The following is an 18,683-nucleotide window of genomic DNA, read 5'->3' on the forward strand; positions in this document are numbered from 1 at the left end:
TCAGGAGTAATTCCGATATTGGCAGGCGGTTACCATCGGCCAATATCGGAATTAACGTTCTCAATCGTTCTTGTCGTCAAGATACTCGAAGCCACAGTAGGGGACAAGCACTTTCGGCACCCGGATACCTTGTGGTGTCTGATTGTTCTCAAGAATAGTGGCCACAATGCGCGGCAAAGCCAAGGCCGAACCGTTCAGGGTGTGACAAAGTTCAATCTTCTTGCCGTCGGCATGGCGGTATCGGCAATGCAACCGGTTAGCCTGATAGCTCTCAAAGTTGGAGACCGAAGAGACTTCAAGCCAACGGTGTTGCGCCGCAGAATAAGTTTCAAAATCGACACAGATGCTCGACGTAAAGCTCATATCGCCGCCACAAAGCAAAAGCAAGTGATAGGGCAATTCAAGTTTCTTAAGCAGCCCCTCTACATGGTCGAGCATTTCGTGCCACGACGCATACGAATGCTCGGGCTTATCAATACGAACAATCTCGACTTTGTCAAATTGATGAAGACGGTTCAAGCCACGGACATCTTTGCCATAGCTTCCGGCCTCGCGACGAAAGCATGCCGAATAGGCGCAACGTTTGATGGGAAGGTCTTTCTCGTCGAGTATTTCATCGCGAAAAATGTTAGTCACGGGGACCTCCGCCGTTGGAATTAAGAAAAGATTGTCGAGGTTGGCATGATACATCTGCCCCTCTTTGTCGGGTAGCTGCCCGGTGCCCAAGCCGGAAGCCTCATTGACGACGTAGGGAGGTTGTATCTCTACGTAACCCGACTTGCGTGCTTCATCAAGGAAGAAAGCTTCCAATGCCCGCTGAAACCGTGCCATCTTGCCTATATACACCGGGAAACCGGCCCCCGTGATCTTCACTCCGAGGTCAAAGTCTGCAAGATTGTATTTCTTCAATAAATCCCAATGGCAGAGTGCTCCCTCGCCAAGTTCTGGCATGTTGCTGATATCTTCTTTCAGGACAACGTTGCTACTTGCGTCTTTGCCTTCGGGAACATCTTCATGGGGTATGTTCGGTATGTCCAGAAGTACGTGTTTCATGTCTTCCTGCGCCTTGTCCATGATTTCTTGCAAAGCCTTGTCGGTGGCCTTCAATTCGGCGACTTCTCGTTTGATATTCTCGGCCTCGTCTTTTTTACCTTCCTTCATCAAACTGCCGATTTGCCTTGCCAGCTGATTTTGCTGCTGCTTATTGGAATCGAGCTTCTGCTGAGATTCTCGACGGATTTTGTCGTATTCTAAAACCTTCTCTACGGCCTCGCGAGCACCATCGAAATGTTTCTTCTCCAGACCTTTGATAACGCGTTCTGTTTCTTCACTGATGAGTTTAAGTGTAAGCATAGCTTTTTTGTTTTCTGTTCATTTTATGTGCACAAAGTTACGATTTAATTCTTACAATCAAGGACAAATGACACTTTTTCCTTATGTTTCGGGCGAGAATATTGTCCAAAACGTTCTGATACGTCTGCCGTAGACTGCGTTTTGGGCGGCCTGATACTGATGGACAATACTTCTGAGACTGTGTTCGTAAGCGGGCAACAGCGCTTCGGAACGGAATAGAGAGAACTGTTTTTGTAAACTATTTTCAAATTATATTATTCCTGTGAGAACTAAAAAAGCAGCGAAAAAATCGCCTTTGTAACTTATTGATAATCAGAGTTCTATGGGCCTCAAAATTCCCTTATAAGAGAATTCAAATTCCCTTATAAGACAATTATTTAAATTCTCTTATAAGACAATTTTAAAAAAATACGCAGTAAATTTCAAAAAAGTACGCAGTAAGTTTGAAAAGGCTTATAATTGTAAATTATTTTCGTATGAATTAAATTTCAGCCGGCTTCGCAGCGTGGAAGTAATTGAAGGTCCATCATCGGACTCTCGCAAGGTGGGGAGTCCGAATTTACTGATTGGCGATACATAAAACAAACCTTCCGGATATCTACATAAAAAATTGTCTGTTTCAATTATAAATTGTATTTTTGCAACCAAGTTTAAACGTTGAAGAAGTATGAAACTTAAGAAGAAAAGGTGGCATTGCCTGCCGGGCGTTCCCATTACAGAGCTTGACAAGCAGGTGATGTATTGGGAAAACAAGGGTAGGGAAGTGCCTACGCGCGATCTTATAAAGACCCCAGAACAAATTGAAGGCATCCGCATTGCAAGTAAGGTAAATACTGGCTGTCTCGATGCTGTCGCTGCGGCCATCCGACCGGGCATGACAACGCAGGAGATAGATGATATTTGCATGCAATATTGCCGGGACAACAATGCCGTTCCGGCCTGCTTGAACTATGAAGGCTTTCCCAAGAGCGTCTGTACGAGCATCAACGAGGTTGTCTGCCATGGCATTCCGAAAGAAGAGGATGTGCTTCAAGAGGGCGATATCGTTAATGTGGATATGACGTTGAGTGTGAACGGCTATTACGGTGATGCCTCACGCATGTTCATCATCGGGGGAAAAACGACACCGGAGAAAGAACAATTGGTGAGAGTGGCTAAGGAGTGTCTGGAGATTGGTACCGAGGCAGCCAAGCCTTATTGCTTTGTCGGCGATATCGGGCATGCCATTCAGAAGCATGCCGAAAAGTATCATTATGGCGTTGTGCGCGATTTGTGCGGTCATGGCGTAGGATTGGCCATGCACGAAGAGCCCGATGTGGTGCATTTCGGTCATCGCGGCACGGGCATGTTGCTCGTTCCCGGCATGGTGTTCACTATCGAACCCATGATCAATATGGGCACTTGGAAGGTATTCATTGACGCCGACGACCCATATGGCTGGGAAGTTATCACCGGCGACGAGAAGCCGAGTGCCCAATGGGAGCATACGTTCCTGATGACGGAGCAGGGTGTAGAGATATTATCTTATTAACGCGATGGCTATACGATGAGTTATGGAAAGCAATAGGAATGTATATATATTAGGTATAGAAAGTTCTTGCGATGATACTTCTGCCGCTGTGCTGAGAAATGGCGTGCTACTGTCTAATGTAACGGCTTCGCAAGACGTGCATAAAGCCTACGGCGGAGTGGTCCCCGAGTTGGCTTCACGTGCCCATCAGCAGAATGTCGTCCCCGTGGTCGATCAGGCCATCAAGCGAGCCGGCATAAAAAAAGAGACATTAAGCGCAATAGCTTATACGCGCGGGCCGGGATTGATGGGCTCTTTGCTTGTCGGCGTCAACTTTGCCAAAGGTCTGGCGCGTTCGTTGAATATCCCTCTGATTGATGTGAACCATCTGCAGGGACACGTCATGGCCCATTTCATCAAAGAGAGTGACGATGATGCGAGTGCACCTCCGTTCCCATTCATCTGTCTGTTGGTGTCCGGTGGTAATTCTCAAATCGTAAAAGTCAATGCGTATGATGATATGCAGGTGTTGGGACAGACTATCGACGATGCTGCCGGTGAAGCCATAGACAAATGTTCCAAAGTGATGGGGCTCGGATATCCCGGCGGTCCGATTATTGATAAACTTGCACGGCAAGGCAATCCGCTTGCTTTTCAGTTTGCCGAACCTCATATCGCCGGGTTTGATTATTCGTTCTCAGGGTTAAAAACCTCTTTTCTTTATAATCTGCGTGATTGGATAAAGGAAGATACCGACTTCATCGAACATCACAAGAACGATTTGGCTGCGAGCCTGGAGCACACGATAGTGGATATATTGATGAATAAACTACGTAAAGCAGTGAAGGAAACGGGAATCAAGCATGTTGCCGTTGCTGGCGGTGTATCTGCCAATAATGGTTTGCGCAATGCTTTTCGGGAGCATGCCGAGAAGTTTGGCTGGACAATTTATATCCCAAAGTTCAGCTATACGACCGACAATGCGGCCATGATTGCCATTGTCGGACAGTTTAAGTATCATGACAATGATTTTGGAAGAATGGATGCCCCTGCATTCTCAAAAGTAACCTTTAAGTAACGAGAATAAATATGGAATTAGAAACGAAAGTATTGAGCAAAGAGGTACAGCAATACCTATATGATAATAGGTTGACGGTTGGAACGGCAGAAAGCTGTACGGGTGGTCGTATCGCCGAAGCAATCATAGCTGTGCCCGGTGCAAGCGAGTATTTCAAGGGCGGAATCGTGTCTTACACAAATGAAGTGAAAGAGAATCTGCTTCATGTAAGCCATCAGACTCTTGAAGAGCAAACAGCTGTAAGCGAAGAAGTCGCCAAACAAATGGTGAAGGGTGCGTGTGAAGCCTTGAATGTCGACTATGCAATAGCGGCAACAGGGGTTGCCGGCCCGACAGGTGGGACACCAGATATACCTGTGGGCACGATATGGCTGGCTTGTGGAAGTAAAGATGATGTCCGTACGATGAAGTTAGAAGAAGACTTTGGGCGCGATATCAATCTGGCCATTGCTACAAACCAAGCTTTACGTATGTTTCTTGATTATCTGAAAGAGAAACAGCATAAGGAGGAATAGTATAAAACAAAAAAATGCTTAATTCTCTATATTCTTCAAAGAATTGTTTTGTATAATTCAAAAATATTTGTAATTTTGCACCCTGTTTGGAATAAGTATCAAAAAACGAAAACAAAAATTAAAGATAGCAATGTCTAAGATTTGTCAGATTACAGGAAAGAAGGCACAGATAGGTTGCAATGTGTCTCACTCAAAGCACCGTACAAAGAGAAGCTTTGACGTTAACCTCTTCAGCAAGAAATTCTACTACGTGGAAGAAAGTTGCTGGATTAGCCTCAAGGTCAGTGCTGCCGGCCTTCGTCTCATCAATAAAGTTGGTCTTGACGCAGCTTTGAAGCAGGCCGTTTCCAAAGGTTTCTGCGACTGGAAAGACATTAAAGTTATAGGAGAATAATCATCATGGCAAAGAAAGCTAAGGGAAATAGAGTGCAGGTCATTCTTGAATGCACCGAAATGAAGAATAGCGGACTTCCAGGAACAAGCCGTTACGTGACAACAAAGAACCGTAAGAACACTCCTGAGCGTCTTGAACTGAAGAAGTATAATCCCATCCTGAAGAAGATGACACTTCATAAGGAGATTAAGTAATAACCCTTTTAAAAAGCTTATTAAGATATGGCAAAGAAAGCGGTCGCTACCCTCCATGAAGGTTCAACGGATGGTCGCGCATACTCAAAAGTAATCAAAATGGTAAAGAGCCCCAAGACTGGTGCTTATGTTTTTGATGAGCAGATGGTTCCCAATGAAGCAGTGAAAGATTTTTTTAAGAAATAATTCTGTTAATCCATAATAAAAAAAGATTGCAATAAAAATTGCAATCTTTTTTTGTGTATATTAAGCTATATCCGCCTTTAATATTAGCCATATTAGCATTCAATTTCAGCCATATTAGCGCTCAATATCAGTGATATTAGCGTCCAATATTAGCCATATCAGTGCACGATGTTAGCCATATTATCGAACAATATGGTTCATTTTGTGATTTTCCTGATACGAGTTCATCAGTCAAAATGACAGATGAAATATAATATTGATTATGATAAATTGTTAAAACGACTAATACATTATGAAATAAACGCATCTTTAACTTGCGTAAAGCAGATAAAGGTAGATGAAAATATTTGGTAATTTCAGAAATTAATTCTAAATTTGCAATTATATTTTAAGCATCATATACAACATTGATAGAGAAGCATATAATATTGGAAAATATTGACCCCGTCATCTTTTATGGAGTTAATAATTGTCATTTACAGATGATAAGATCTCTTTATCCTACATTAAAGGTTACAGCGCGTGACAATATAATTAGGATTTCAGGTAACCATGAAGATGTTATCAAGTTGAAAGATGATTTAATGTTGATACAAAATCATATCTTAAAACACCACTTTATAGCAGACGAAGATATTCTTAATGTTATAAAAGGTAAAAAAGAAACGGTTGAAGTTGAGAAAGTGCTTGTTTACAGTATTTCCGGGAAACCTATAAAAGGTCGTTCACAGAACCAACAGCGTCTGATAGATGCTTTTTATACACACGATATGATATTTGCAGTTGGTCCTGCAGGTACGGGAAAAACCTATATAAGTATAGCATTGGCAGTTAAAGCCCTTAAAGAGAAAGCTGTAAAAAAGATTATTCTGAGCCGTCCTGCGGTTGAAGCCGGCGAAAGATTGGGGTTCTTACCCGGGGACATGAAGGATAAAATCGACCCTTATCTTCAACCATTATATGATGCTCTCGAAGATATGATCCCTACAGCTAAACTGCGAGATATGATAGAAAAACATATTGTACAGATTGCTCCACTTGCATTCATGCGTGGACGTACATTAAGTGATGCTATTGTCATATTGGATGAGGCCCAAAACACTACCCCACAACAAATCAGAATGTTTCTGACACGAATGGGCTGGAATACGAAAATGATTATAACCGGAGATATGACCCAAATAGACTTACCACAAAAACAGAAAAGTGGTTTGAGAGAAGCCTTACAAATTTTGAAGAAATTAGAAGGGGTCTGTGTTATAAATTTAGCTCCGAAAGATATTGTCAGACATAAGCTTGTTACCCAAATTGTTAATGCATATGATGCATTTGACAAACAATGGGAGACAGAGCAAGGAGTGCAAAAACAAAGAATTGCTAATACAGATAGCTCTACATCTGATAATGATGATGGCTATACTATATTTGAAAATACAGATAATGACTTTAATTAATAATAGAAATGAATGCTTTAACTAAGACCGATTTCCATTTTGATGGACAAAAGAGTGTGTATCACGGGAAAGTTCGTGATGTCTATGACATTAATGATGATTTAATAGTGATGGTTGCAACTGATAGAATCTCGGCTTTTGATGTGGTACTGCCAAAAGGTATTCCGTTTAAAGGTCAGGTTTTAAATCAAATTGCTGCTAAATTTTTGGATTCCACGAATGATATCTGCCCAAATTGGAAAATCGCAGTTCCCGACCCCATGGTTACGATCGGGCTTAAGTGTGTGGGATTCCGTGTGGAGATGATAATAAGATCTATCCTTACAGGAAGTGCATGGCGTGCTTATAAGGAAGGTTGCCGTGAATTATGTGGTGTAAGACTTCCAGAAGGAATGCGTGAAAATGAAAGATTTCCTGAGCCAATTATCACCCCTACAACCAAAGCTGACGAAGGACATGATGTAAATATTTCTAAAGAAGAAATTATTTCTCAAGGTATAGTTTCCAAAGAAGATTATACTGTCATGGAAACCTATACAAAAAAGCTCTTTAAACGTGGTCAGGATATTGCTGCTAAAAAAGGATTGATTTTGGTTGATACAAAATATGAATTTGGAAAAAGAGAAGGTAAAGTCTATTTAATAGATGAAATACACACTCCCGATTCAAGCCGTTACTTCTATGCAGATGGCTATGAGAAGAGATTAGCAGCTGGAGAGCCTCAAAAACAACTGTCTAAAGAATTCGTACGACAATGGCTTATAGAGCATGAGTTTATGAATGAGCCCGGCCAAACAATGCCTGAAATTACAGACCAATATGCAGATAGCGTTAGTGAAAGATATATTGAACTGTATGAGCATATAACAGGTGAAAAATTTGATAAGAAAACGGAAAGTGGAGATATTGCTACACGGATAGAAAAGAATGTCACTGAATATTTAAGAACAATTAGATAAATTCTATCTATGTATAAACAAGAACTAATTAACCCCTACGGTAAAGATGGCGAAAAAGGGAAATTGGTTGAACAAATGTTTAATAACATAGCTCCAACCTATGATATTCTTAATCATCGACTCTCTTGGGATATAGATAAAAGCTGGAGAAAGAAAGCTATTTCTCAACTTCTACCGTTTAATCCTCAATCGATTTTAGATATTGCTACGGGGACTGGAGATTTCGCAATTCTGTCTGCAGAAATGCTATCCCCAAAACAAATGATAGGTGTGGATATCAGTGACGGAATGATGACAATAGGTCGACAGAAAGTCAAGGCCAAGGGGCTTCAGGATATAGTCTTTTTCAAAAAAGAAGATTGTACCAATCTGTCTTTTGAAGATGATTCTTTTGATGCTGTCACCGCTGCTTTTGGAATTCGTAACTTTCAAGATCTTGATAGAGGGCTAAGTGAAATGTGTCGTGTCTTAAAGCAAGGAGGGCATTTAATTATTGTAGAACTTACCACTCCTATTTGTTTTCCGATGAAGCAATTATTTAATATATATTCTCATACTATTCTTCCCATATACGGAAGAATAATTTCGAAAGATACAAATGCATATCATTACTTGATAAATACGATTGAAGCATTTCCACAAGGAGAAAGAATGGTGGAAATTCTAAGGAATATTGGTTTTAAGAAACCCAAATTTACAAGATTGACATCGGGTATATGTACAATGTATTTTGCAACCAAGTAGAAAAATAATCTTCACATCAAATTAAGTTATGGATAAATACGGCCTTATAGGATATCCTCTTGGACATTCTTTCTCTATAGGATTTTTTAATGAAAAGTTTCAAAATGAAGGAATAGATGCACAATATTGTAACTTTGAAATACCCAATATCGATTGCCTTCAGGAGGTTATGGTACAAAATCCGAATCTTAAAGGATTGAATGTTACAATTCCATATAAGGAAAAAATAATAAGCTTCTTGGATGAAATAAGTCCGGAAGCTAAAAATATAGGAGCAGTTAATGTCATAAAGATAAGCCATAAAGGAAAGAAAACCATATTAAAAGGTTATAATAGCGATGTAATCGGCTTTACTAAAAGTATTGAACCTCTTTTAGAAAGGGGACATAAGAAAGCTTTGATTTTAGGAACAGGAGGAGCTTCTAAAGCTATTAAATATGGTTTGAATTCTCTTGGAGTTCAGACATTGTTAGTCAGTAGGTATGAACGTCCGGGTACAATACAATATTCTTCTGTTACTCCACAAATCATCCAAGAGTATAAGGTGATCGTGAACTGTACGCCATGCGGTATGTATCCGAAAGCTGATGAGTGTCCTGATTTACCCTATGAGGCCATGGATAATCATACTCTACTTTACGATTTAATCTATAATCCAGACGAGACCTTATTCATGCAAAAAGGAGCAAAATATGGTGCAACTGTCAAGAATGGATTAGAGATGTTATTGCTCCAAGCTTTTGAAAGTTGGAGTTTTTGGAATGAAAAAAACAAATAATATGGATAATAGATATATGATGCGGGGTGTCAGTGCCGCAAAAGAGGATGTCCACAATGCAATAAAAAAGATCGACAAAGGTATATTCCCACAAGCCTTTTGCAAAATCATTCCGGATATATTAGGCAATGACCCTACCTATTGTAATATTATGCATGCTGATGGAGCTGGCACAAAATCGTCTTTGGCCTATATGTATTGGAAAGAAACCGGAGACATAAGTGTTTGGAAAGGTATCGCACAGGATGCAATTGTGATGAATACAGATGATTTGCTATGTGTTGGGGCTGTGGATAACATTCTTGTATCAAGTACTATTGGAAGAAATAAACTGCTAATTCCTGGTGAGGTCATATCTGCTATTATAAATGGTACGGACACTCTCCTCTCTGAAATGCGAGATATGGGCATAGGCATTTACTCGACCGGTGGCGAAACTGCTGATGTTGGCGATCTTATCAGAACAATTATTGTCGATTCAACGGTTACCTGTCGCATGAAGCGAGATGAAGTCATTGATAATGCCAACATTCGTCCTGGTGATGTAATAGTCGGTCTTAGCTCCACAGGGCAAGCCACATATGAAAAACAGTATAATGGAGGAATGGGAAGTAACGGACTGACAAGTGCCAGACACGATATTTTCACAAAGTACTTAGCAAAGAAATATCCAGAGAGTTACGATCATCGTGTACCCGAAGAATTGGTATATAGTGGTAAATACAAACTGAATGATACTATAAAAGACTGTCCGATTGATGCTGGGAAGCTGGTTCTCTCCCCTACCCGAACTTATGCACCTGTCATTAAAAAGATTTTGGAGACTTTACGTCCTGAAATTCATGGTATGGTTCACTGCACCGGTGGGGCTCAGACAAAAGTTCTACACTTTGTCAGTGACAATTGTAGGGTTGTTAAAGACAACATGTTCCCGGTTCCACCCTTGTTTAAAGCCATACAAGAATGTTCCGGAACAGAATGGAAGGAAATGTATCAGGTTTTCAATATGGGACACCGAATGGAAATCTTTGTTAGTCCTGAGATAGCCGAAAAAGTGATAGCTATCAGCCAAAGCTTCAATATCGAAGCACAGATTATTGGACATATTGATGAAGGAAAACGGAGTCTAACCATTCAATCGGAATTCGGAACATTCAAATATTAATTTTCGTATTGTGCAATATGACAGTATGAACAAAAATAAGAAAATATGCCAGAAAAGAACAGCATACTTGAAAAGTTAGACGGGCTAGAGAGCCGTTTTGAAGAAATAAGTACGCTAATCACTGATCCTGATGTTATTGCAGACCAAAAGCGTTATGTAAAACTCACAAAAGAATGGAAGGATTTAGGTGATATCATGAGTGCCCGCAAACGATATATTTCTTGTTTGGATTCGATTCGTGAGGCTAAGAACATGCTTGCCAACGAAAACGATACAGACATAAAAGAAATGGCACGTGAAGAGTTACAAGCAAACGAAGCCCTCCAGCCACAATTGGAAGAGGAAATCAAACTTCTCTTAGTTCCTAAAGACCCAGAAGATGCAAAGAATGTCCAGATGGAGATACGTGCAGGCACAGGCGGTGACGAAGCAGCCCTATTTGCGGGAGATTTGTTCAACATGTATAAACGATATTGTGACATAAAAGGTTGGACATTAAGCATCACCGATATCTCCGAAGGAGCCGTGGGCGGATATAAAGAGATTGATTTCGCCATTAGTGGAACCGACGTGTATGGGACGATGAAATATGAAAGCGGGGTTCACCGTGTTCAACGTGTTCCCACAACAGAATCAAACGGACGTATGCAAACAAGTGCAGCGACCGTTGCCGTGCTTCCCGAAGCCGATAAATTTGAAGTCAATATCAACGAAGGCGACATCAAATGGGACACATTCCGTTCGAGCGGTGCCGGTGGTCAGAATGTCAACAAGGTAGAATCCGGCGTGCGTTTGCGCTATCCATGGAAGAATCCCAATACCGGTGAAGTTGAAGAAATTCTGATTGAATGTACGGAGACACGTGACCAACCTAAAAACAAGGAACGAGCCTTAAGCCGACTCTATACATTTATCCATGACCGAGAGCATCAAAAATATGTTGATGATATCGCGAACAGAAGGAAAAGTTTGGTGTCAACAGGAGACCGCTCAGCAAAGATACGGACCTACAACTTTCCGCAAGGCCGTGTGACCGACCATCGCATCGGTTTCACCACACATGATTTACAAGGCTTTTTGGGAGGAAACATACAAGATATGATTAATGCTTTGACAGTGGCTGAGAATGCAGAAAAACTTAAGGAAAATGAGTTCTAAAAACAATATTTTGTCATGGGAATAAGATATACAAAAAAAAATGAGGATAAAGAACAGCAAGAACGGACTGTTCAAGCTGATGACTTCATGAAACTGATGACTTCGACGCAACGTAAAGACGAATCCAGAAAAGAATTACCAAAAATCGAAATAAAGAAGTAATGAACAGAAAGCAACTTGTCAAACAGATATTCGATAAAAAAACATTCCTCTGCGTGGGATTAGATGTTGATTTAACCAAAATTCCTCAACATCTTTTGAAAGCCGACGACCCAATATTTGCCTTTAATAAGGCCATTATAGACGCAACAGCCCCCTATTGCGTCGCATATAAACCCAATTTGGCCTTTTATGAATGCTATGGCCTAAAAGGAATGGCAGCCTTCGAGAAAACCGTCGACTATCTGAAGACAACCTATCCGCATCATTTCATCATAGCCGATGCCAAGCGCGGCGACATTGGTAATACGAGCCGCATGTATGCCAGGACATTCTTTCAGGAATACGACCTTGATGCATTGACCGTTGCACCCTACATGGGCGAAGACAGCATCAAACCATTCTTGGAATACGACAGGAAATGGGTCGTACTGTTGGCACTGACCAGCAATAAAGGAAGTCATGACTTCCAACTGACAACAGCCGAGAATGGCCGACAATTGTTTGAGCATGTACTCTTGAGAAGTTTGGAATGGGGCAACAAGGAGAACATGATGTATGTTGTCGGCGCCACACAAGGCAAGATGTTTCAAGCCGTTCGCAAGATTGTCCCCGAACATTTCCTGTTGGTTCCCGGCGTCGGCGCTCAAGGCGGTAGCCTGCAAGAAGTCTGCAAATATGGCATGACGCAAGACTGTGGGCTCTTAGTCAATTCCTCGCGCGGAATCATCTATGCCAGCCAAGGATATGATTTTGCAGAAAAAGCAGCAGAAAGTGCCAAAGCGTTACAACAAGAAATGGCCATAGAACTATTACGTTAGTCCATGACAGCCTCCTCAATAGCCTCAAAATCATTTGCTGTGCATGACCTTTGCAGGCCCCACGATAAGAGTCTCTCACCAAAAGCCTCCAAAAGGGGGTGACAAACCATAGGCAGGTGATGGAGCGTAGCGGAACCCCTGCCTATAGTCTGCTGCCTCTTCAAAACTTGCTGCCTGAGTATCCTCATTCCGAACTGATGTCTTTTGTGTCGGGGACAGGTTACGGACGCACGCACGAGGAACCTTAGTATCACCACACACAACAAAATGTATGAAAGGAAAAGAGACTATAACATAAAAGATTTATGATATAGTCTCTCAGTCTGTGACTTCGCTGGGATTCAAACCCGGAACCTTCTGATCCGTAGTCAGATGCTCTATTCAGTTGAGCTACGAAGCCATCCTTATAATAGGTCTGCAATATAAATGTGACTCCGCTGGGATTCAAACCCGGAACCTTCTGATCCGTAGTCAGATGCTCTATTCAGTTGAGCTACGAAGCCATCCTTATAATAGGTCTGCAATATAAATGTGACTCCGCTGGGATTCAAACCCGGAACCTTCTGATCCGTAGTCAGATGCTCTATTCAGTTGAGCTACGGAGCCTCATTCCTTAATTGCGACTGCAAAGATAATGTTTTTTTTTGAAAAGACAGTAAGGCGGTAAGAGTTATTTTTTCCGTTAACTTTAATTAAGCGTTATCATTCTCATGCTGGATTCCATAAGCAAGTGTAAAGTTAGGCAATTTTGTCGTTAATCATATCTGCTGGCTTTGAAAATCCATTTTTTCTTTCTGGGTCTGTTGTTGAGTTTCTCTACAATTTTCCTGACGTACCCCCTTGAAATCTCCCTGAAATTTGTCCTTTTAGGGATATACTGCCTGACAAGTCCGTTCATGTTCTCTATGGCACCCTTTTCCCAAGAGCAATATGGAGGTGCAAAGTAAACCGTAGTGCCCAATTCCCTTGCGATGATTTCATGTGCTGCAAACTCCGTCCCGTTGTCCGTGGTTATGGTCCTTACGGGCAGTCCACTCCCTTTGAGTAGTCTTGCGACGCCTGGCTTTCAACGCTGCCAGACGGATGTCATACACACTCCCTGCACATTAGAGTTGCGCCTTTTCTCCCGCGAAACCGTGCTTACACAAACACCGATGGTCTTGGCGATAAAACTAAGTGAGCATTTCTTTTGCAGCAACACACTAATTGTGTACCTTTGCTCCGAGGTTAATTCTTTATACATATGCAATACAAAATTAATTAATCTTAGGGAGGGGAACGAATGTTCCCCCTCTTTTTTTTGCATTGCTTAAGTCTTCCGCCAGGCTCTTCGGAGGCTTCACACCCTCGGCCGCAAGGCAAGCTCCCGTGGTGTTTTTCATGGTGTCAAACACCACCAAGATTTTGCACTTCTATTTGGAAAGAGCCAGATGAATGTTTTCTGTTTCTTTTTTTAATGTCTTCCATGGAAGACAAGAGTTATTTCTTGCTTTTATTGTCGTCTTCCATGGAAGAAGAGAGGTGATTGTTAAAAAATCCTTTGTCTTCCATGGAAGACGAATATTCTTTTTACATTTTTTTGTTTCTTCCATGGGAGAAAATGTTTTCCGTTAAAATATCCTTCGTCGTCCACGGACGACGAACGTTCTTTTTACATTTTTTAGCTTCGTCCGCGGACGAAGAGATTCTTTTTACATTTTACTATCTTCGCCCTTGGACGACGAGCGTTCTTTTTTTGTTTTACTATCTTCCGAGCCGTCGGACGAGTATCCCTTTTTTGTTTTTCGTTAATCCGATGCTTCAGAGACACAGTTTTTCCTGTTTTTTCTTCATGGGGCTCATATCGAACTCGCATAGGGTAGAGCGCTGCACGAACTTCCTCATCATGAAAAGTGCAGGTCATGCCGCCGGGCAAGACCGTATGGAGGCTATTCATGCCTTACATACGAGAGCATCGCAAGACAACGGAAGCGGATTTGCCGAGCGATTGCACGAAGGTTGACACTGGATAGCTCCAGGCTAAAATCAATGGAAGACCAAGGGGAAAATTGAACTTCGCAATACCAATGCAGGAGTTTTACAAGTATTATTCGGAATGTTGCGCTTGCTGGTTGACTCTTTATATTGTCAGAATTCTATCATAAAATCAAAAAACAAAGAAAAAAATTTGGCAATATCAGAAAATGTTCATACCTTTGCCCCGCATTTAAGAACAATGCTTGGCAAGACTGAAACAAGCCATCTGAAGGAAGGATGGGTGAGTGGCTGAAACCAGCAGTTTGCTAAACTGCCGTGCGAATTTTCGTACCGGGGGTTCGAATCCCCCTCCTTCCGCAGGCAATGTCCATTCAAATGCAAGCTAATCGGTCGGTTCATCTAACGGTTAGGATACAAGATTCTCAATCTTGGCATACGAGTTCGATTCTCGTACCGACTACATCAGCATCCCACAAATCATTGATTTGTGGGATTTTTTATAGCCGGGCGGAAATTCCGACGAGAGCTAAAAGTTGAAATGGTTATCGGCGGGGAAACCCGGAGAGGCATACGGGAAGAAATCCTAAGGCTCGCAGAAGAAAAAGCCTCGGCAGACTTTACCACTTATTATATCCTATCGTCAATCGCTTGAGGTCGTAGAAGCTCCCATTGTAAATATTGAAATCTACATAACCTTTTATGCCCGGCAAACGCCCGGCATCCGTGTGCTGCCAAAACTTCCATGGACCCTTATACTCTATTTTGTCTACGTAATAATGGGCTATCCAATAAGGATAATCATCAAAGACTGGAGCTGAAAGATAGTTTTGTTTGAACTTATAATAGGTGTAAATGATGGGCTTCACGTGATACTTGTCCTCGACGATATGTAACCAAGTCAGCACATCGCGCTGAAAATCTTCCAAACTTTGGTCTTTAGGCTTGTGTTCCACGTCAAGCACTGGAGGTAAGTCGCCTTCATTCAGATGCACTTTATCCAGAAAATAATAGGCCTGGTCGCGGGCCGAAGACTTCGTACTCCAAAAATGGTAAGCACCGCGAATGAAACCGTAATCGCCGGCACTCTGGTAATTCTCGTAGAATGCCTCGTCAAGTTTCCCTACCCCCTCCGTACTCTTCATGATGATGAAGCGGACGGGGCAGCCTTTAATCATTGCATTGGACAATTGTCCCCAATCAATGTCTGCCTGATAATGGGATATGTCTATACCATGGATTTCATAGCCTTCCGGATATTTGGCATCGCCGTAAAGCGCGCGCCATCTGAAGCCCGTCGGACTTACAAAAAAATAATAGAAACACCAAATATAGAGCACGATCATGGCAACAGCACCCAAGGCAACGGCCCAACGCGGATAGCGGTGCAGGAAAGAACGGCGCGAACGAATAGCCTTCCGCTTACGCTTTGTATGCGAAGTATGTGAGACTTTCTTGGCTATCGTTCGTTTCGTATTCGTCATGTTATAGCGAAGAACATATAGGGATATGAGAATTATCGAATGATAAATCCATCTCCCTATATGTTTTATATATCGTTGAAAAATAGGTTGAGAAATCGTGCAGCCTATTCTTGCTCGAGTATCAAGGTCTTAGTCGGCTGGTCGCACACCTCCGTCGGTCCCCAATATTGGATAGGTCCGGAGTAGATATATTCCGTGTTCTTAGCCCACCCGTCACGCTTTGCAACAAAACTTTTGAAAGGTTTGCCGTCTAGTTCTACAAGCGCCTTGCGAATAACAGGTTTTATCTCGCCGTTACGTCTCTCCATATTCATCATCATTGTGATTGGAACACCGCCTGCCCTCCACTCATCAGTTTTAGCAGTGGTATTCTTGACGATGGCCATATAACCCGTCTTGCCATTCGCAACAAGTTGAGCTGCACTTGTGCCCAAAGCGTAGCAATAGTCTGCATCAAAATTCGAAGGAGCGGCACAACGGCCTTCGTAGCCAAAGAAATGGTGTTGAGCGGAAAAGTTTCCTTTGAACTTTCCTTCCTTAGCCCATTGTTCGAGTTTAGCAGCAACCATTTCGGAAAGTAATTTCTCGGTTTCAATCAATGAAACCTGCACATTTCCGTGAGGATCGCGGTCGAGACTCAATTGGCGTGCAACTCCTTCGGGCAATGTTTCAAATGTTGCGGCATTCTCTTTTGAAAGATGCGCAAGAATATACTTGTGCTGTGCCTCTTTGTCCAAATCTTTATAATCAGTACCATGAGCTGCAAGAAGATCGTTTAATTCCTGTATCAGACGCCCTATGGCAGGAATGAACTCAATCAATCCTTCGGGAATTAAGACAACACCAAAGTTGTTTCCTTGTGCTGCCCGATAGGCTACGGCTTCGGCAATGTTCTCAACAACCTCGTTCAAAGTCATATCCTTGGCTTCTATTTCCTCTGAGATAAGACAAATGTTTGGCTGTGTCTGGAGAGCACATTCGAGCGCGATGTGAGAAGCGGAACGCCCCATCAGCTTAACAAAGTGCCAATACTTGCGGGCAGAATTGCAGTCACGCTCAATATTTCCAATCAGTTCAGAGTAGGTTTTGGTAGCCGTGTCGAAGCCGAACGAAGTCTCAATCTGGTCGTTCTTCAAGTCGCCGTCGATAGTCTTTGGACAACCGATGACCTGAACGCCATATTTCTTTGCAGCATAGTATTCAGCCAGCACGCAGGCATTGGTATTGGAGTCGTCTCCCCCGATGATGACAACTGCAGAGATATTCAACTCGCGGATAATCTGAAGCCCTTTCTCAAATTGATCTTCTTTCTCTAACTTCGTACGGCCCGAACCAATCATATCGAAACCGCCCGTATTACGATATTGATCGATAAAATCGGCCGTAATCTCAATGTAATTGTGATCGACAAGACCTCCAGGGCCCATAAGGAAACCGTAGAGACGGTTCTCTGAGTTCAACTTCTTCACTGCATCAAACAAACCACTGATGACATTGTGGCCACCGGGAGCCTGCCCACCTGAAAGGATTACGCCGATATTGATTTTCTTGTTGTTAACTTCCTCTCCGGGAATAAACTCTATCAAAGGCATACCATAAGTATTAGGGAAGAGCTTCTTGATTTCCTCCTGATTGTCAACACTCTTTGTGGGAGCACCTTCTGCGATTTTTACCGCACCTTGAAGAGCCTTTGGCAGCTTTGGCTGATAGGCGGCTCTTGCCTTCTGCAATGCACTGATTTTCATAAATTTTATTTGTTTTATTTTTGAATGACTATATTTCCTCCATAAAAGCAATTGCAAAAGTACGTCTTTTCAATGAAATATGGAAATAAATAAAGAGAGAATACAAGAATTATAGAAACTTTTTCCCTCAATATGCATCACTTCTCTTATTTTTTCCTATCTTTGGCATGTAGAACTAACATCCAATCATCAATATTATGGCAAATAAACGAGAATTAAAACGGTCTATCAACTACATTTGTAGTGATTTGTTTGCAGAGACTGTAGCTGCGTCCTTATATGACAAAAAGGCAAGCAAAGAAAACTTAGAGGCTTTATTGGCCTCTATCCTGATTATCCACGATGACTTTATCCGACGTGTATCGTATCCTGAACCGGGGCTGGCTCCTAAAGCATATTATAAAGCCATCATTGAGGACTTCAACAAGCAGGTAAGTGAAATCATAGACCACATACAGAATTTATAATGGTAAGGACTATCTGCTGTTGGCTTCTTTATAAAAAGATGGGATGGAGCAAGAACGTCACAGTGCCCCACCCCGACAAGTTCATTATTTGTCTTGCACCACACACAAGCAACTGGGATTTCATCATCGGGCAGCTCTATACACAGGCCGAAGGACTGAAAACCAATTTTCTGATGAAGAAGGAGTGGTTCTTTTGGCCAGTGGGAGTAATTTTCAAGAAGTTAGGAGGCATTCCGATTTGGCGTTCCAAGCATACCAGCATGACCGACATTCTTGCAGAAACAGCTGCAAGCAGAGCGTCTTTCAAGCTCTGCATCACTCCGGAAGGAACACGTTCACCTAATGCCGATTGGAAAAAAGGCTTCTATTTCATTGCCTTGAAAGCCGGCATTCCTATCCTTCTATACGGCGTAGACTATGAGAAGAAGGAGATAACATGTACTAAAAGCTTTATGCCCTCAGGCAATGTCGAAGAAGACATGCCTAAAATCAAAGCCTATTTCAAGAACTTTAAGGGGAAAAGGCCAGAGAATTTTGCCTATTAA

General features: G+C 42.1%; 19 protein-coding genes, 5 tRNA genes and 1 pseudogene. 18 read left to right on the top strand and 7 right to left on the bottom strand.

What is annotated here, in order from left to right:
• Positions 1-60 precede the first annotated feature (60 nt).
• Entirely contained in the window at positions 61-1,353 is a 1,293-nt protein-coding gene (serS, locus tag HMPREF9944_RS01555) for a serine--tRNA ligase (protein WP_008563973.1), read from the bottom strand.
• 667 nt (positions 1,354-2,020) lie between these two features.
• Here serS and map point away from each other — a divergent pair.
• The 14 genes from map to pyrF all read left to right on the top strand — a co-directional run bounded on the left by map (position 2,021) and on the right by pyrF (position 12,468).
• Positions 2,021-2,884 (top strand): type I methionyl aminopeptidase, encoded by an 864-nt coding sequence (gene map / locus HMPREF9944_RS01560; protein WP_008563975.1) that lies wholly within the window; start codon positions 2,021-2,023, stop codon positions 2,882-2,884.
• A gap of 22 nt (positions 2,885-2,906) precedes the next feature.
• On the top strand, positions 2,907-3,941 hold the full coding sequence (tsaD, locus tag HMPREF9944_RS01565; RefSeq protein ID WP_008563977.1) for a tRNA (adenosine(37)-N6)-threonylcarbamoyltransferase complex transferase subunit TsaD: 1,035 nt from the start codon (positions 2,907-2,909) through the stop codon (positions 3,939-3,941).
• An 11-nt stretch (positions 3,942-3,952) separates the two neighbouring features.
• Positions 3,953-4,456, top strand: a complete 504-nt coding sequence (locus tag HMPREF9944_RS01570; protein ID WP_008563978.1) for a CinA family protein — start codon at positions 3,953-3,955, stop codon at positions 4,454-4,456.
• A gap of 130 nt (positions 4,457-4,586) precedes the next feature.
• Positions 4,587-4,850, top strand: coding sequence for a 50S ribosomal protein L28 (rpmB, locus tag HMPREF9944_RS01575; RefSeq protein ID WP_007133875.1), 264 nt, complete (start codon positions 4,587-4,589; stop codon positions 4,848-4,850).
• A 5-nt stretch (positions 4,851-4,855) separates the two neighbouring features.
• Positions 4,856-5,044, top strand: coding sequence for a 50S ribosomal protein L33 (rpmG, locus tag HMPREF9944_RS01580; RefSeq protein ID WP_004370497.1), 189 nt, complete (start codon positions 4,856-4,858; stop codon positions 5,042-5,044).
• 27 nt (positions 5,045-5,071) lie between these two features.
• Complete coding sequence (locus HMPREF9944_RS12625; protein WP_004374897.1) at positions 5,072-5,230, top strand: DUF4295 domain-containing protein; 159 nt, start codon at positions 5,072-5,074, stop codon at positions 5,228-5,230.
• A gap of 407 nt (positions 5,231-5,637) precedes the next feature.
• The gene (locus tag HMPREF9944_RS01585; RefSeq protein ID WP_044113149.1) at positions 5,638-6,684 is read left to right on the top strand and encodes a PhoH family protein; all 1,047 of its coding nucleotides are present in this window, start codon (positions 5,638-5,640) and stop codon (positions 6,682-6,684) included.
• Between the two features lie 8 nt (positions 6,685-6,692).
• A complete protein-coding gene (locus HMPREF9944_RS01590; protein ID WP_008563986.1) occupies positions 6,693-7,643 on the top strand; it encodes a phosphoribosylaminoimidazolesuccinocarboxamide synthase in 951 nt (316 codons plus the stop codon).
• 9 nt (positions 7,644-7,652) lie between these two features.
• Positions 7,653-8,387: a bifunctional demethylmenaquinone methyltransferase/2-methoxy-6-polyprenyl-1,4-benzoquinol methylase UbiE gene (gene ubiE / locus HMPREF9944_RS01595; protein WP_008563988.1), complete on the top strand. Its 735-nt coding sequence runs from the start codon at positions 7,653-7,655 to the stop codon at positions 8,385-8,387.
• A gap of 28 nt (positions 8,388-8,415) precedes the next feature.
• Positions 8,416-9,165, top strand: a complete 750-nt coding sequence (locus HMPREF9944_RS01600; RefSeq protein WP_008563991.1) for a shikimate dehydrogenase family protein — start codon at positions 8,416-8,418, stop codon at positions 9,163-9,165.
• Between the two features lies 1 nt (position 9,166).
• Positions 9,167-10,330, top strand: coding sequence for an AIR synthase-related protein (locus HMPREF9944_RS01605; RefSeq protein ID WP_008563993.1), 1,164 nt, complete (start codon positions 9,167-9,169; stop codon positions 10,328-10,330).
• Between the two features lie 45 nt (positions 10,331-10,375).
• Positions 10,376-11,488: a peptide chain release factor 1 gene (gene prfA, locus HMPREF9944_RS01610; RefSeq protein ID WP_008563995.1), complete on the top strand. Its 1,113-nt coding sequence runs from the start codon at positions 10,376-10,378 to the stop codon at positions 11,486-11,488.
• Positions 11,489-11,503: 15 nt separating this feature from the next.
• The gene (locus HMPREF9944_RS13080) at positions 11,504-11,650 is read left to right on the top strand and encodes a hypothetical protein (protein ID WP_008563997.1); all 147 of its coding nucleotides are present in this window, start codon (positions 11,504-11,506) and stop codon (positions 11,648-11,650) included.
• Positions 11,650-12,468, top strand: a complete 819-nt coding sequence (gene pyrF, locus HMPREF9944_RS01615; protein ID WP_008563999.1) for an orotidine-5'-phosphate decarboxylase — start codon at positions 11,650-11,652, stop codon at positions 12,466-12,468. The genes HMPREF9944_RS13080 and pyrF overlap by 1 nt, the downstream gene beginning before the upstream one ends.
• 326 nt (positions 12,469-12,794) lie before the next feature.
• On the opposite strand, the gene HMPREF9944_RS01625 is transcribed toward pyrF, so the two are convergent.
• From HMPREF9944_RS01625 to HMPREF9944_RS13550, 4 genes and pseudogenes are all read right to left on the bottom strand, one after another.
• Positions 12,795-12,868: transfer RNA gene (locus HMPREF9944_RS01625), tRNA-Arg, on the bottom strand.
• A gap of 29 nt (positions 12,869-12,897) precedes the next feature.
• Positions 12,898-12,971: transfer RNA gene (locus tag HMPREF9944_RS01630), tRNA-Arg, on the bottom strand.
• Between the two features lie 29 nt (positions 12,972-13,000).
• Positions 13,001-13,074, bottom strand: a tRNA-Arg gene (locus HMPREF9944_RS01635).
• 132 nt (positions 13,075-13,206) lie between these two features.
• Positions 13,207-13,711, bottom strand: a pseudogene (locus HMPREF9944_RS13550) (IS30 family transposase).
• Positions 13,712-14,715: 1,004 nt separating this feature from the next.
• Between HMPREF9944_RS13550 and HMPREF9944_RS01650 the strand changes: the two are divergent.
• Positions 14,716-14,802, top strand: a tRNA-Ser gene (locus HMPREF9944_RS01650).
• A gap of 31 nt (positions 14,803-14,833) precedes the next feature.
• Positions 14,834-14,905: transfer RNA gene (locus tag HMPREF9944_RS01655), tRNA-Glu, on the top strand.
• Positions 14,906-15,062: 157 nt separating this feature from the next.
• On the opposite strand, the gene HMPREF9944_RS01660 is transcribed toward HMPREF9944_RS01655, so the two are convergent.
• Positions 15,063-15,926 (bottom strand): glycoside hydrolase family 25 protein, encoded by an 864-nt coding sequence (locus HMPREF9944_RS01660; protein WP_008564003.1) that lies wholly within the window; start codon positions 15,924-15,926, stop codon positions 15,063-15,065.
• A 104-nt stretch (positions 15,927-16,030) separates the two neighbouring features.
• Positions 16,031-17,671, bottom strand: coding sequence for a diphosphate--fructose-6-phosphate 1-phosphotransferase (locus HMPREF9944_RS01665; protein WP_008564004.1), 1,641 nt, complete (start codon positions 17,669-17,671; stop codon positions 16,031-16,033).
• A 197-nt stretch (positions 17,672-17,868) separates the two neighbouring features.
• Between HMPREF9944_RS01665 and HMPREF9944_RS01670 the strand changes: the two genes are divergently transcribed.
• Positions 17,869-18,138, top strand: a complete 270-nt coding sequence (locus HMPREF9944_RS01670) for a hypothetical protein (protein WP_008564005.1) — start codon at positions 17,869-17,871, stop codon at positions 18,136-18,138.
• 38 nt (positions 18,139-18,176) lie between these two features.
• Positions 18,177-18,683, top strand: coding sequence for a 1-acyl-sn-glycerol-3-phosphate acyltransferase (locus HMPREF9944_RS01675; protein ID WP_081475802.1), 507 nt, complete (start codon positions 18,177-18,179; stop codon positions 18,681-18,683).

It is taken from the genome of Segatella maculosa OT 289 (genome assembly GCF_000243015.1).
Classification (GTDB): domain Bacteria; phylum Bacteroidota; class Bacteroidia; order Bacteroidales; family Bacteroidaceae; genus Prevotella; species Prevotella maculosa.

What these genes read in the sequence shown, in the direction of transcription:
- prfA (WP_008563995.1), top strand. Translation starts at nt 10,376, where the DNA reads ATGCCAGAAAAGAACAGCATACTTGAAAAGTTAGACGGGCTAGAGAGC.
- map (WP_008563975.1), top strand. Translation starts at nt 2,021, where the DNA reads ATGAAACTTAAGAAGAAAAGGTGGCATTGCCTGCCGGGCGTTCCCATT.
- HMPREF9944_RS01570 (WP_008563978.1), top strand. Translation starts at nt 3,953, where the DNA reads ATGGAATTAGAAACGAAAGTATTGAGCAAAGAGGTACAGCAATACCTA.
- HMPREF9944_RS13080 (WP_008563997.1), top strand. Translation starts at nt 11,504, where the DNA reads ATGGGAATAAGATATACAAAAAAAAATGAGGATAAAGAACAGCAAGAA.
- HMPREF9944_RS01660 (WP_008564003.1), bottom strand. Translation starts at nt 15,926, where the DNA reads ATGACGAATACGAAACGAACGATAGCCAAGAAAGTCTCACATACTTCG.
- ubiE (WP_008563988.1), top strand. Translation starts at nt 7,653, where the DNA reads ATGTATAAACAAGAACTAATTAACCCCTACGGTAAAGATGGCGAAAAA.
- HMPREF9944_RS01675 (WP_081475802.1), top strand. Translation starts at nt 18,177, where the DNA reads ATGGGATGGAGCAAGAACGTCACAGTGCCCCACCCCGACAAGTTCATT.
- rpmG (WP_004370497.1), top strand. Translation starts at nt 4,856, where the DNA reads ATGGCAAAGAAAGCTAAGGGAAATAGAGTGCAGGTCATTCTTGAATGC.
- tsaD (WP_008563977.1), top strand. Translation starts at nt 2,907, where the DNA reads ATGGAAAGCAATAGGAATGTATATATATTAGGTATAGAAAGTTCTTGC.
- rpmB (WP_007133875.1), top strand. Translation starts at nt 4,587, where the DNA reads ATGTCTAAGATTTGTCAGATTACAGGAAAGAAGGCACAGATAGGTTGC.
- pyrF (WP_008563999.1), top strand. Translation starts at nt 11,650, where the DNA reads ATGAACAGAAAGCAACTTGTCAAACAGATATTCGATAAAAAAACATTC.
- HMPREF9944_RS01600 (WP_008563991.1), top strand. Translation starts at nt 8,416, where the DNA reads ATGGATAAATACGGCCTTATAGGATATCCTCTTGGACATTCTTTCTCT.
- HMPREF9944_RS01590 (WP_008563986.1), top strand. Translation starts at nt 6,693, where the DNA reads ATGAATGCTTTAACTAAGACCGATTTCCATTTTGATGGACAAAAGAGT.
- HMPREF9944_RS01665 (WP_008564004.1), bottom strand. Translation starts at nt 17,671, where the DNA reads ATGAAAATCAGTGCATTGCAGAAGGCAAGAGCCGCCTATCAGCCAAAG.
- HMPREF9944_RS01605 (WP_008563993.1), top strand. Translation starts at nt 9,167, where the DNA reads ATGGATAATAGATATATGATGCGGGGTGTCAGTGCCGCAAAAGAGGAT.
- HMPREF9944_RS01670 (WP_008564005.1), top strand. Translation starts at nt 17,869, where the DNA reads ATGGCAAATAAACGAGAATTAAAACGGTCTATCAACTACATTTGTAGT.
- serS (WP_008563973.1), bottom strand. Translation starts at nt 1,353, where the DNA reads ATGCTTACACTTAAACTCATCAGTGAAGAAACAGAACGCGTTATCAAA.
- HMPREF9944_RS12625 (WP_004374897.1), top strand. Translation starts at nt 5,072, where the DNA reads ATGGCAAAGAAAGCGGTCGCTACCCTCCATGAAGGTTCAACGGATGGT.